The following is a 13,539-nucleotide window of genomic DNA, read 5'->3' on the forward strand; positions in this document are numbered from 1 at the left end:
AACATGTTCGGATCAGATTTATACATTTCACTTATATTGGGAGTTCTACTCAGTTTGATTTTTGCGGAAAAAACAGGCATTGTGCCGGCAGGTCTTGTTGTACCGGGTTATTTAGGTCTTGTTTTTAACCAGCCGATCTTTATTTTACTTGTTTTGCTGGTCAGTCTTCTCACTTATGTCATCGTCAAATACGGCTTGTCCAGATTCATGATTTTATACGGACGCAGAAAATTCGCAGCCATGCTGATTACAGGTATCATCTTAAAAATTGCTTTTGATTTTCTATACCCGATTGTGCCATTTGAAATCGCCGAATTCCGCGGAATTGGAATTATCGTTCCCGGTTTGATTGCCAACACCATTCAGAAACAAGGATTAACCATCACGTTCGGAAGCACGCTGCTATTGAGCGGAGCGACCTTTGCTATCATGTTTGTTTACTACTTAATTTAACGTAAGGTGTGTCAAACGATGAAAAAACAATTAAGCTTTCAAGAAAAGCTGCTAAAGATGACAAAACATCAAAAAAAGAAAACAAATAAGCACGTATTTATCGCACTTCCGATTGTCTTTTGCCTTATGTTCGTCTTTATGTGGGCGGGAAAAGCACAAACGCCTTCAGTCAAAACGTATTCCGATGACCTGGTGTCAGCCTCCTTTGTCGGCGACATTATGATGGGCCGGTATGTTGAAAAAGTAACCGAACAAAAAGGAACAAAAAGTTTATTTCAGTATGTTGAGCCGATCTTTAAAGCATCTGACTATGTAGCCGGAAACTTTGAGAATCCGGTGACCTATAAAAAGAATTATACAGAAGCAGATAAAAATATTCATCTCCAAGCCAATAAGGATTCAGTGAAGGTTCTGAAGGATATGAACTTCACCGTGCTGACGGGCGCAAACAATCACGCGATGGATTACGGCGTGCAGGGGATGAAGGATACATTAGAAGAATTCTCAAAACAAAACCTGGACTTAGTCGGAGCCGGTTCGAACTTGAAGGAAGCTGAAAACAGCATTTCTTATCAGGAAGTAAACGGCGTTAAGATTGCGACATTAGGTTTTACAGATGTGTACGGTAAAAATTTCACAGCCAGAAAAAATACGCCGGGCGTTTTGCCGGCTGACCCAGAGATCTTTATTCCGATGATATCAAAAGCAAAGAAAAATGCGGATATCGTTGTGGTTCAGTCACACTGGGGACAAGAATATGACAACGATCCAAATGACAGACAGCGCGAACTCGGAAGAGCGATGTCCGACGCGGGAGCTGACATCATTATCGGCCATCATCCTCACGTACTTGAGCCGATTGAAGTATATAACGGAACCGTTATTTTCTACAGTCTCGGAAACTTCGTGTTTGACCAAGGATGGACAAGAACGAGGGACAGCGCGTTAGTCCAGTATCATTTGAAGAAAAATGGAACGGGGCATTTTGAAGTCACCCCGATCAATATTCATGAAGCAACACCAGCGCCGGTCAAAAAAGGCGGTTTGAAAGAAAAAACGATTATTCGGGAACTAACAAAAGACTCGAATTTCGTCTGGGATATCGAAGACGGAAAATTGACGTTTGATATCGACCATACTGACAAATTAAAATCTAAAACGGAGTGATAAAAAATGAAATGGATTAAAGCAAGCTGGCCATTTGCCGCTATTATCATGGTATTTATGTTTATGTCAGCCTTTAAATATAACGATCAGCTGACAGATCAGGAAAAAGAAAAAATCGACACAGAAATCCATAAAATTCAGCAAGAAGAGACTGCACAAACAAATTAGTAATAAAAAAGAGAATGCCCTAAATGGGCATTCTCTTTTTTGATTCGTAATACCAACTCCTCTATAATCTACTTTTAACTTCTGCTAGATTTCAAAACCTTCAAAAAAACGTCAAAAAGTAACTTAACATCTCCAAAAAAATACCGATGTAAACACTGCAAAAAGAGGAGGAGAAATGTGAAGTGAACACCTTTGCAAGCTGGAGGAAGTATTTGCTTGTTGCTATGATGATTGGACTTTTGACACCTATTATGACAAGGGCGGAGATTGCGGAAGCTGACACGAAAAAAGACGCAGCGATCAGCCGGGCCAAGGAACTGGTAGGATATAAATATAAATATGGAGGCGAAAAGCCGAAGGAAGGCTTTGACCCGTCCGGCCTGATTATGTATATTTTCGCTCAGAACGGCATTCACTTGCCGAGGTCTGTAAATGACCAATGGAAAGTGGGAAGCGCTGTGAAGCAGGACGACCTTAAGCCGGGGGATATTTTGTTTTTTAAAAAAGCAGGAGGAAGTAAGCCGACACATGCAGGGCTTTATGTCGGAAACGGCCAAATGATTCACAGCTCTCAGACAAAGGGCGTTTCATACGAGAATTATAAAAAAAGCACATATTGGAGCACGTCGTACATCGGCGCAAAACGAATCTCATCAGATCCCAAAATAGCCGATACTCCGGTCGTCGAACAGGCGGCAAAGTATTTAGAAACGCCATACGTCTTTGGCGGAAGCACACCGAGTGAGGGGTTTGACTGCTCCGGGCTTGTGCAATATGTCTATAAAGAAGCGCTCGACGTGTATTTGCCTAGATCGGCAGAACAGCAATGGACTGCAGGAGAGAAGGTTGCGCTGAAAGATATAAAGCCGGGTGATGTGATCTATTTTAGCAACACCTATAAAAAAGGCATATCACATGCGGGCATCTATGCAGGGGGCGGCAGGTTCATCCAAGCAAGCCGCTCCGAAAAAGTAACGATCTCTTACTTATCAGAAGAATATTGGAAAAAACGTTTTTCAGGAGTCCGGCGATTCGAACATTTGAAGATTCCGAAAGAAAATCCGATTGTGTCCGAAGCAACGCTTTATCTTGGCGAAGTTCCTTATAAAGACGGCGGCACATCGCCAAAAACGGGCTTTGATACAGCGGGCTTTATTCAATATGTCTATCAAGAGGCGGCCGGTATTACGCTGCCCCGTTACGCGGAAAACCAATACAAAGCCGGAACGAAGATTGATAAATCCGAACTTCAGCCCGGCGATCTCGTCTTTTTTAAATCAAGCAGCCTTAACCCGGCTATCTATGTCGGAAACGGCCAAGTCGTGCATGTCACGCTATCAACCGGTGTGACGCTCACCAACATGAATACGAGCACCTATTGGAAAGACAAGTACGCGGGCAGTGTCCGAATTCAGTAGCCTGTGCGATACAGAAAAACCTCCGGAGCTTTCTCCGGAGGTTTTTCTTATTCATATTGATTGGCAAGCAGCTGATCTATAAAGTAGGCCACGCCATTTTCGTCATTGCTCTTTGTCACGAATGTACTTTTTTCCTTAAGCTCTTCAATCGCATTCTCCATGGCGATTCCATGGCCGGCGACCTCAAACATCGACAAGTCATTCGGACTGTCGCCGATGGCATATATGTCTTGTTTTTCGATGCCGTATCTTCCGGCTAACTCAGTCAGCGCACGGCCTTTGCCGGATGAGGCGGGCAGAATCTCAATAATATGTTTTCCCGATGAAGTCTGGGAGAGCTTTTGATGATTCGTCAGTTCTTCTTTTGCTTTCTTCAGCTTTTCCATGTCAAAAGAGAAACAAAGCAGCTTGTAAACATTTTCGTTTCCGTCAAATACAGATTGAATATCATGCACAGGTTTAATGCCAAACTGCTTAAATTGAGTTATGGCGCCTTGCCACAGTGTATCAAAATCTTCATCCGGATTTGCGCTCTTCAACATATCAAGCTCAGCCTGAAGCTTGGATTGGCCGTCAAAAGGAGAAAGCAGATGATGGTCAGTATAAACCTCGAAGTATATATTTTGAGAGAGAAGGTAGTCAGCAATGTCTTTTCCAGCTTGCTGATCCATTAATGTGTTGCTGATCAAACGGTAGCCTGTATCATGGACGGTTCCGCCGTTAGCTGCAATAATGGGAATATCCAAGTCTTCCAGGAGCGCCTTGACATCGAAAGTGGCTCTCCCTGTACAAATGGTCACGAGAATTCCCGCATCAACCGCTCTTTTAATCGCCGCTCTGTTTTCTGCGGAAATTTTGCTTTCCGTCGTAAGTAATGTTCCGTCTAAATCAATTGCGATTAATTTCATATGTATGAAAAACCTCCTTGTGAATAAAATGCCGCTTCGTGTAGTATGTTCAGCTTTCGTATGAAACATAAACTAATGGATAGTAAGCCGACAGTAAAAGGCTAAACCTTAATTTCGAATTTTTCAACGGGTAATTAAGCATTTAATAGAAAAAACGGGATGGTTTATAAATAACCACCCCGTCAGGCTTTCCATTAAGCGTCCAAATCTTTTTTTAATTCCTCTTTCACTTCTTCCAGCTTTTCTTGATTGAGCTGTAAGTAATAGACTCCCGCAGGCTCATAATCGGACCCTGTCAGCTGAATAGAATCAACCGAATTCAAAGAAGTAATGAAAGGGAACAAGCCAATCGCATCCTTAAGAGATAAATTCATTTTGAGATTTTCTCCCATCGTATCCACGATATCATCATAAGCCGGAATTGAGCTTAATGATTTTGATTTTTCAATAATGGCTTTCAGCACTTCCATTTGTCTCTGTCCTCGGTATAGGTCGCTGTCTGCTTTACGTGTTCTGACATAAGCTAACGCTTCCTCGCCGTCCAGCGTGTGTGTTCCTTTTTGCAATGTAACTTTTCCTTTTGTATCTTTTTGAATTTGCTGAATGACTCTGTCACTGTCCACGGTTACTTTTACGCCGTTTAATTCATCGACCACATCTTCAAAGGCTGTGAAGTTGCTCTCAACGACATAATCAACCGGAATATCAAGCAATTCCTCAACGGTCTTAACTGACAAGTCGACACCGCCGAGAGCATGAGCGTGTGTAAACTTATCATAGCCGTGACCAGGGATATTGACATAAGCATCCCTCGGTATGCTCAGCATTTTGGCGGTTTTATCCTTGCGGTTAAAGGTAATCAGCACATTTGCATCACTTCTGGCTTGATCAACAGTTTCACCTTTGCCCGCTCTGGCATCTATACCGAGCAGCAATACAGAAAAAGAGTCTTTTCCGGGATCAAATTCCTTAATCCGCTTAACAGATTGTTCACCTCGGCTCAGGCTAACGTGTGCCTGTTTAGAAGCGTTATTGAGCTTTACATATGCATACGTGCCGGCAGAACCGACAATAACGAGTAAAAAAGCAATTGTGACGATTAAAAATTTAACCCATTTTCTCAGGCGTTTCTTTTTTTTCTTGCGTTGGGATCGTTCTTCCATATCAATACCTCTCATTTCTTTACTGTTTGAAGCGTACCATGAAAGTTGTGTTAGTACAATTTCAAAAAGACAATATTCGATAAACTTTCCTAAATTTATATATAAAGTGCGGATGTTTGCAGTTAATTGTCAGCCGGATCACACTATATTGGACGACAGGAAGAAGGAAATGTTTCGCTATCTCCTAAAAAATTAATTGGTAAATATATGGATATTAGAGAGTTGCGGTTGATCCCAAGGTTTAAGGACCGTAAAAATAGGATAAAAGATTTCTACAAGAACTCCTTGCTGGTACGATCGTTCTAGTTATGGAGGAGAGGAGTCAGGATTTATGAAGAAAAATCGTTCTAATATATGGCTTTATTTTTTTGGCGCTCTTGGCGGCGCTTTATACGGATATGATACCGGAGTGATTTCAGGAGCCATACTTTTTATGAAAAATGATTTAGGCCTTACTGCATTCACAGAAGGGCTGGTCGTCAGCTCATTGCTTGTCGGGGCCATGCTTGGATCAGGGTTTGCAGGAAAACTGACGGATCGATTTGGAAGGCGGAAAGCGATCATGGCAGCCGCGCTTCTGTTTTTTATAGGCGGACTCGGAGTTGCGCTCGCTCCCAATACAGAAGTCATGGTGCTTTTTAGAATTGTGATTGGGCTCGCAGTAGGCGGATCTACAACAATTGTGCCGCTCTATCTGTCTGAACTTGCACCGAAAGAAACACGCGGGGCGCTGTCTTCGCTTAACCAGCTGATGATTACTGTTGGTATTTTGCTTTCATATATCGTCAATTACATCTTTGCCGATGCCGAAGCTTGGCGCTGGATGCTCGGCTTGGCGACTGTGCCGTCGCTGCTCTTGCTCGTAGGAATCATGTTTATGCCGGAAAGCCCGCGCTGGCTGTTTACGAACGGCGAGGAAGATAAGGCGAGAAAGATTCTTGAGAAGCTGCGGGGCGGAAAAGGGATTGATCAAGAAATACAAGATATTAAGGAAACGGAAAAACAGGAGGAAGGCGGTTTGAAGGAACTGCTTGATCCATGGGTGCGCCCCGCACTTATCGCCGGGCTCGGACTGGCATTTCTTCAGCAGTTTATCGGAACGAACACCATTATTTACTATGCGCCGAAAACCTTTACCAATGTCGGCTTTGGAAACTCCGCTTCCATTCTGGGAACTGTCGGAATCGGAACAGTGAATGTGATTATGACACTCATAGCCATCAAGATTATTGATAAAGTAGGGAGAAAGCCGCTGTTATTAATCGGCAACGCAGGAATGGTCATCAGCTTGATCGTTCTGGCGATGGTCAATCTTTTCTTTGATAATACCGCGGCCGCATCGTGGACAACGGTTATATGCTTAGGCTTATTCATCGTCGTTTTTGCCGTCAGCTGGGGGCCTGTTGTGTGGGTGATGCTACCTGAATTGTTCCCTCTCCATGTCCGCGGAATCGGTACGGGCGTTTCTACACTGATGCTTCATGTCGGTACATTGATTGTTTCGTTAACCTACCCGATTCTCATGGAAGCGATCGGAATCAGCTATCTGTTCCTGATCTACGCAGCCATCGGAATCATGTCCTTCCTGTTTGTCCGTTTTAAAGTAACAGAGACTAAAGGAAAGAGCCTTGAAGAAATTGAACAGGATTTAAGAGACAGAAATGGCCGTGACAAAGCGGCAGGAAAACAACAAACAGTGAATACGTAAAGAGAGAGGACTGTCATTTATGGCAGTCCTTTTTTAAGTTGACTATTAATAGAATATTAAACAAACGTTTGATTATAGACTGCTGTGTGTCCTACATAAAAATCGAATCCGCCTCATACGCTAAATAAGAAGTAATGAAAAAGGCGGGGGCGCAAGTGAAAACAAGTATTATTATACTTACATATAACGAGCTGGATTTGACGAAGAAATGTCTGGCCAGTATCGAGAAGCATACACAAGAAGAGGACATTGAATTAATAATAGTAGATAATGGATCAACTGACGGGACGCGGGAATATTTGTCGGGCCTTTCATCCGTCCGCACCATCTTGAATGCTGCAAATCTCGGTTTTGCGAAAGGCTGTAATCAAGGGATCGAAGCCGCAAAGGGTGACAACTTGCTTTTTCTCAATAATGACACCATGGTGACGCAAAACTGGCTTAGCGCGATGCTGCGTGTGCTTGATCAATCGGATCAAACCGGAATGGTCGGGCCTGTCAGCAATTATGTCAGCGGCGCCCAGATGATCCCGAATGCGTATCAAACGTTAGAGGAAATGGAGCCTTTCGCGAAAGCCCATTGTGAAAAAGAAAAACACAAAACGAAACGGGTGCTGCGTCTCGTGGGTTTCTGCCTGCTTATCAAACGGGCTGTTATTGACGAAATCGGCGGATTCGATGAAAGCTTTGCGTACGGGTCATTTGAGGATGATGATCTTTGCCTGCGCGCTATCCAAGCCGGATACAGTCTGGAAATCGCCCTTGACTCATTTGTTCATCACCATGGGCACGCGACATTTACGGCTAATCGAGAAATCAATATCAATCACCTATATACGGCCAATAGGCAGCGCTTCATAGATAAATGGGGAACAGACTTCAATTATTTTACCCATCCCCGTCCAGAAATTGTGCAGCTTGTTCCCCCAGAAGCGAACCGGATTCTTGATATCGGATGCGGTGCAGGAGCGACCGGATTAGAGCTGATGAACAGGCAGTCCTGCGAGTTATACGGAGTGGAGCTTCATCCGCTTGCTGCAAAAGCGGCAAGGAGCCATTATAAAGCCGTAATCCAAGAAGATGTTGAACAGGCACAAATGCCGTATCCGGAAGGCTTTTTTGATGTGATTATTTTCGCCGATATATTGGAGCATTTAAAGGACCCGTGGACCGTTATTCAAACGTATGCCAAATATCTAGCTCCTTCCGGCTGCATGGTGTGCAGTATCCCGAATATATCGCATGCGGAGGCCCTGTTTCCTCTTTTGCTCGGTGACTGGACTTATAGAGATGCCGGTATATTAGACCGCACTCATTTGCGTTTTTTTACACCGCAAACCGTGCACACTCTTTTCCCGGTGGAGCAGTTTGAAATCAAAGCAAAAACCTATAATATAGTTGATGTCGATGTAAAGGTTCAGCTGTTTTTTAATGAAATTGCCAGGCTGGCAAGAGCGCTCAGTTTCCCCGTTACACAGTTGGCAGACCAATGCAGCATTTATCAAATATTGATTCGCGCCGAAAAAAAGGCCCAATAGGATCTGCACTTTATTTTCCCGCTGTTCCGAAATTCACGATTTTAAGAGAAATATCATAATGAAAATCGGCTTCAGCAAACACTTCATCCCAATCATTCTTCACCTTATTCCAATAATCAGGAAAGTTAATCCGGACGTAATCAGAAAAAAAGACAGGGTCAGTTCGATACGTATGCTGGAGTTTATACATCGCATTTTTCATATCGGCTTCAAGCTTTTTTTCAAAAATCCGTTCAACTTCCTTCAAATAACTCTCGTTAAATGAATTTTCTTTAGGATTTTGATTCTCTGTCAGCATGCCTTTTGTAAAAACGGAAACGTAAAATGAAAGTTTCCCGTTTTTAACGGCCGGTTTTATTTTTGACTTTGAGCGCTTGATTTCAAAGGTAATCGGATACCCCTTTTCCTCAGCAGGCAGTACACCGCCTTGAACCGTTCCGATCAGCCAATTAAGGGTTTGCGTTTCGTAGGGAGAAATAAATCCGATTAATTTATTCTCTCCGCTTTTTATAATCCCGGCTCCGTCATAAACGGCTTTTTTTCCTTTATTTGTTACAGTCTGAATGAGAAAGCTATTGCCGTTTTGACAGTAGATCGAAGCTCTTCCGATGCGAAGCGGCATCATGATTTTGCCATTATAGCCGCCATGGTTTGTGATATCAATCAGCTTTTCAGCCGGCATCACCTGCTGCTGGGTGGGGGTGCTTTCAGTCAGGATATCTGCCGCTTTTCCTTTCGCTATAAATATATAGCTGCTTCGTCTTAACTCATCATCACGAATAAAATGGTTAATGAAATTGTTTATATTTTGATTGGTCATTAGTTTTTCGCCAAAGATCAAGACCTTTAAATGGTCACTATAAACGGGAGGATCTTGTAAAGCTATCTCACTGACCGCTTCAAGCATAGTGTTCCCCCGTGCTGTTACATTTACGAATTTGGGCTTCCCAGCCGTCTGGCTGTCCTCACTTTGCGGAAGAAGGTTTTGATACGTCAGTTTGTACTGATGATCACTTGTTTCATCAATCGCCAGTCCTCTGGCAAATGACAATTTTTCAATCTCCTTTACATCCCAGCATCCGCTGAGTACTTGTAACACAAGGCAAATAACCGTCAGCTTAAAGAGAAGTTTCATTGCGGCTGCTGCCCCCCCATTTTTTCTTTATCCAACTCACAAACCAAACGATAAAAGGAATCAGAAGAATGATTAAAAATACATAACCTAACTTCCCGCCAAAATAAATGACAGCATTCAGATCGTCAGGATACATTGCCACTCCAAAAGTGAAGAGGAGCAAACCAGCTATAAGCCATGCATTGTTTTTATTTTTTAGACGGAACAGAGTATTTAAACCTAAATGCGCGCCCTGAAAAGAACCGAGCATGCAGGTGAACTGCTGGCATGTCCAAGTGATCAGTAAAAAGAGATCAAACCGTTCAATAAAAATACCTTGAATCTCCAAGGCGTGTATTAAAGAAATCGTCGGCCACGTCAAGGTCTTCGCTTCGGCAACCGTCATACAGCCGATCACGACGAATAGTGTGATGCTGTAGAATATAGCAGAAGTCGCAATCCCGAGCACCAACGCTTTTTTAGCCTGTTTAGGGTCTTTCATAAAAGGCACTAAATAAAAGATAACTTCAAAGCCTGAGAAATATATAAGCGTCTTCGGAAATAAGGATAAATAGCTTTGATAACCGCCTTCTAAAACGGGACGAAGAAAATTAAGATGAAATAACCGAAAGCTGAACATCAGGAGCATCAGAAAAATGATAATCGTGATCGGAAAAATATAGGCATATAGCTTAGAGACCGGATAGACGCCGCCTGTCACGTGATAAATGCCGACTGCGAGAAAAATAAATACGACAATCTCCATCGGTGTATTTTTCAAAAGAAAGAAATTCACGACCTCGCCCAGCAGGCGGGCCTGAAAGCAGACCATGGCAATAAAATAAAGACTCATAAACAGATTCAGTAATGACCCGACAATGTTGCCTGTGATATCACGATTCAGTTCGTAAATGGTTTTTCCGCTGTTCTTTTGCAGAAAGGGTAAGAAAAGCAAACCAATAACGATAAAAATAATACTTTGAAGAAGAATCATGATCCAGCCGCTTGGGCTATCTGATTGTGCAGCTGAACGGGGAAGCGTTAAGGCCCCGGCGCCAATCATCGTTCCGCTCACCATAATGAATGTCTGCATAAATGTAAGCTTGTCTTCCTGTTGCTTCATGGCCATCACCTTTGTCTGAGTTTATCTTTCGGCCCTTTTCTGGTCGGTCTTTTTTTCATATATCTGGTTGGAAACCGAATGACAGTATCCTTCAAATCTTGGCCGGGCTGCGCCAGAATAGGAATAAGGTAGTCCTGGCCAAAGCTTTTCAGACGCATTAATTGGCCGAGGACGAGCAGAAAGCACATGATGACCCCGTACATGCCGAGTACCGCAGCGCTTACCATAGAAATGATCCGAATAATCCGTAACGGAAAGTTGTAGGCATATGACGGAACGGTAAACGAGGCAAGTGCCGTTACGGAAACGACGATTACCATCAGCGCGCTTACAATATTCGCCTGAACAGCCGCCTGTCCGATTACGACTCCTCCAATCAGTCCGATTGTCTGTCCGATCGGTTTTGGGAGTCTCAGCCCGGCTTCTCTGATCAGCTCGATCGTGAAGGTCATAATAAAAGCTTCTACAAAAGGCGGGAAAGGAACGTTTAATCTGCTGCCGGCAATTGCAATCGCCATTCTCGTCGGCAAAAGCCCCGTATGGAAAGAGACAAGCGATATATACAAGCCGGGCAAATAAATGGTGAGCAGGATGCAAGAATATCGCAGCAATCTGAGCAATGAAGACTGATACCATCTCTCATAATAATCCTCAGGAGAATGAATAAATTCATCTACTGTAACGGGTACGATCAACGCAAAGGGTGTGCCGTCCAATAAAATGGAAACCCTTCCTTCAAGCAGCCCTCCGACAACCCGATCGGGCCGTTCTGTACTTAAAATGGTGGGAAAGATGGAAATGGAACTATCCTCAATAAGCTGTTCCAATACCCCCGATTCCGGCAAGTCATCAATATGGACGGAATTCAGCCTTTTAAAGACCTCTTTTACAACATAATCGGGCGCGATATCACGGATGTAGGCAACCGCCACTTTCTTCTTTACTCTGTCTCCAAGTGTCAGTTCCTTTATCACAAGGTTCGGATCATTCGCGCGTTCCCTCAAAAGCGCTGTATTTGTCCTTAATTTCTCGATAAAGCCGATTTTTGGACCGCGCTCAAGCACCTCTGACTTCGGCTCTTCAATATCGCGTATTTTAAAGGTTTTCGTATCAAAGGCGAGTCCTTCGCTGTAATCGTCAGCCAATAAGACCGATTTTCCTAAAAAAATATTGTTCTGTACATCTTTCAATGAAGAGATGGTGATGTGATTAAAGCCGAAAAAGAAGGACGATAAATCTTCAACAAATACATCCTTTTGTTTTTTAGCCTCAGTTTGCAAAGGGGAAATAATATGCTCTGCAAGCAGTTCATTTTTTGTCAGGCCGTCAATATAAATTAAACAAGCTTTCCGTCCTGTATCTCCAAAAGAAAATGTATAAAAAATGATGTCGTCATTTTGGCCGATTTTCTTTTTCAAAGCTTCTATATTTTGTGTAAGATCAGAGTTTATGGTCATGTGTTCATCTCCTTTACAAAGATGCGGACAGTCATATTAATTTGCATCAAAACAGGAGAATTATTCTTATAGTGGAAATGTGTGAGTAAGAAGGTTTTAAATGAAAGCGCTTGCTGTATTAAGACGCCGCAGCAGCGGATGAGCATTGACTAATTTATGATTCCCTTCATAATGGAAGTGGGAAGCTATACATATAAAGCCATACATAAGCAGATCAGCCATTTCTGGCGTTTGCCAGTGTGGCGCAGAGGGAATTGGATATCAGCCATTTTTAAGGGGAGGGGAACGCAACATGACGCAATCACCCATTTTTTTACGGCCCGTATATAAAGAAAAAATCTGGGGCGGCACTGCTTTTCACGATACGTTCGGATATAACATTCCATCAGAAAAGACCGGAGAATGCTGGGCTATATCCGCTCATCCGAAGGGGACAAGCACTGTGATAAGCGGCGAATATAAAGGAAAAACACTAGCTGAGCTTTGGGAGCATCACAAAGAGCTGTTCGGAGGAATAGAAGGTGACCGGTTTCCGCTCCTCACAAAAATTGTAGACGCCAATAAAGCGACGTCAATACAAGTCAATCCTGATGATTATTACGCAGGAGAAAAAGAAAACGGGGAACTCGGCAAAACACAGTGCTGGTATATTATTGACTGCAAGGATAATGCTGAAATCGTTTACGGGCACACTGCCCGGACAAAAACGGAGCTTGTTACTATGATTAATAGCGGCGACTGGGACGGTCTGCTCCGCAAAGTGAAAATCAGGCCGGGAGATTTTTATTATGTGCCAAGCGGAACAATTCATGCATTAGGCGAGGGGACACTCGTATTAGAAACCGAGCAGAGTTCAAACATTTCCTATTGTGTATATGACTATGACAGGTCTGATCAAAAAGGAAACACACGCGAACTTCATCTCGGACATGTCATCAACGTTACAACCGTTCCCCACGTGGACGGCTTTATAGACGAATCAACGGAATCCAGAAAAGGTATCACGATTAAAACGTTTGTACAGGCAGAATATTTTTCAGTATATAGATGGGAAATAAACGGCACCGCTGAGCTGTCGCAAGATGCTCCTTTCATGTTATGCAGTGTTATAGAAGGAGACGGAATACTTGCAAGTGAAGGAAGGTCAAGCGAGCTGAAAAAGGGTGACCATTTTCTCCTGCCGGATGATATGCCGGACTTTACAATAGAAGGCGCATGCACACTGATCGTGTCTCATATTTAAACAGGTCAAGAGCTTAATCTCACTGAGAGGTTAAGCTTTTTTTTATTTTTCAGAAATGGAACCTATCAACCTATAAATC

Annotated in this window: 12 protein-coding genes; 7 read left to right on the top strand and 5 right to left on the bottom strand. The window is 43.1% G+C overall.

The features are described 5' to 3' along the window. Nucleotides 1-3: 3 nt before the first annotated feature. The 4 genes from pgsC (at nt 4) to GXP75_RS08060 (ending at nt 3,206) form a co-directional block, all read left to right on the top strand. Nucleotides 4-453, top strand: coding sequence for a poly-gamma-glutamate biosynthesis protein PgsC (gene pgsC, locus GXP75_RS08045; RefSeq protein WP_061570836.1), 450 nt, complete (start codon nt 4-6; stop codon nt 451-453). 18 nt (nt 454-471) lie between these two features. Next, nucleotides 472-1,620 (top strand): capsular polyglutamate synthetase PgsA, encoded by a 1,149-nt coding sequence (gene pgsA, locus GXP75_RS08050; protein WP_214916266.1) that lies wholly within the window; start codon nt 472-474, stop codon nt 1,618-1,620. A 6-nt stretch (nt 1,621-1,626) separates the two neighbouring features. Further along, nucleotides 1,627-1,788, top strand: a complete 162-nt coding sequence (gene edmS, locus GXP75_RS08055; protein WP_189319306.1) for an extrachromosomal elements maintenance protein EdmS — start codon at nt 1,627-1,629, stop codon at nt 1,786-1,788. Between the two features lie 182 nt (nt 1,789-1,970). After that, entirely contained in the window at nt 1,971-3,206 is a 1,236-nt protein-coding gene (locus GXP75_RS08060; RefSeq protein WP_242556540.1) for a C40 family peptidase, read from the top strand. A gap of 47 nt (nt 3,207-3,253) precedes the next feature. Here GXP75_RS08060 and GXP75_RS08065 read toward each other — a convergent pair whose 3' ends face one another. Further along, nucleotides 3,254-4,114, bottom strand: a complete 861-nt coding sequence (locus GXP75_RS08065; protein WP_242556541.1) for a Cof-type HAD-IIB family hydrolase — start codon at nt 4,112-4,114, stop codon at nt 3,254-3,256. Nucleotides 4,115-4,308: 194 nt separating this feature from the next. Then, on the bottom strand, nt 4,309-5,277 hold the full coding sequence (locus tag GXP75_RS08070; RefSeq protein ID WP_061570832.1) for an LCP family protein: 969 nt from the start codon (nt 5,275-5,277) through the stop codon (nt 4,309-4,311). A 331-nt stretch (nt 5,278-5,608) separates the two neighbouring features. On the opposite strand from GXP75_RS08070, the gene GXP75_RS08075 reads away from it, so the two are divergent. Together GXP75_RS08075 and GXP75_RS08080 are read left to right on the top strand one after the other, a co-directional pair. Beyond that, on the top strand, nt 5,609-6,985 hold the full coding sequence (locus GXP75_RS08075) for a sugar porter family MFS transporter (RefSeq protein WP_214916271.1): 1,377 nt from the start codon (nt 5,609-5,611) through the stop codon (nt 6,983-6,985). 134 nt (nt 6,986-7,119) lie between these two features. Next, nucleotides 7,120-8,523, top strand: a complete 1,404-nt coding sequence (locus tag GXP75_RS08080) for a bifunctional glycosyltransferase family 2 protein/class I SAM-dependent methyltransferase (protein WP_214916274.1) — start codon at nt 7,120-7,122, stop codon at nt 8,521-8,523. A 10-nt stretch (nt 8,524-8,533) separates the two neighbouring features. Here GXP75_RS08080 and GXP75_RS08085 read toward each other — a convergent pair whose 3' ends face one another. From GXP75_RS08085 to gerBA, 3 genes are read right to left on the bottom strand one after another with little or no spacing between them, the layout of a single operon-like run. Continuing rightward, nucleotides 8,534-9,658: a Ger(x)C family spore germination protein gene (locus GXP75_RS08085; RefSeq protein WP_242556542.1), complete on the bottom strand. Its 1,125-nt coding sequence runs from the start codon at nt 9,656-9,658 to the stop codon at nt 8,534-8,536. Continuing rightward, nucleotides 9,642-10,760: a spore germination protein GerBB gene (gene gerBB, locus GXP75_RS08090; protein ID WP_061570828.1), complete on the bottom strand. Its 1,119-nt coding sequence runs from the start codon at nt 10,758-10,760 to the stop codon at nt 9,642-9,644. Before gerBB ends, GXP75_RS08085 begins: the two co-directional genes overlap by 17 nt. A gap of 5 nt (nt 10,761-10,765) precedes the next feature. Continuing rightward, nucleotides 10,766-12,217 carry a spore germination protein GerBA gene (gene gerBA / locus GXP75_RS08095; RefSeq protein ID WP_242556543.1) on the bottom strand — a complete coding sequence of 484 codons (1,452 nt, stop codon included), beginning with the start codon at nt 12,215-12,217 and terminating at the stop codon, nt 10,766-10,768. Nucleotides 12,218-12,509: 292 nt separating this feature from the next. Between gerBA and manA the strand changes: the two genes are divergently transcribed. Next, nucleotides 12,510-13,460 (top strand): mannose-6-phosphate isomerase, class I, encoded by a 951-nt coding sequence (manA, locus tag GXP75_RS08100; RefSeq protein ID WP_242556544.1) that lies wholly within the window; start codon nt 12,510-12,512, stop codon nt 13,458-13,460. Nucleotides 13,461-13,539 lie beyond the last annotated feature (79 nt).

This window comes from Bacillus sp. HU-1818 (assembly GCF_022695965.1).
Taxonomy (GTDB): domain Bacteria; phylum Bacillota; class Bacilli; order Bacillales; family Bacillaceae; genus Bacillus; species Bacillus atrophaeus.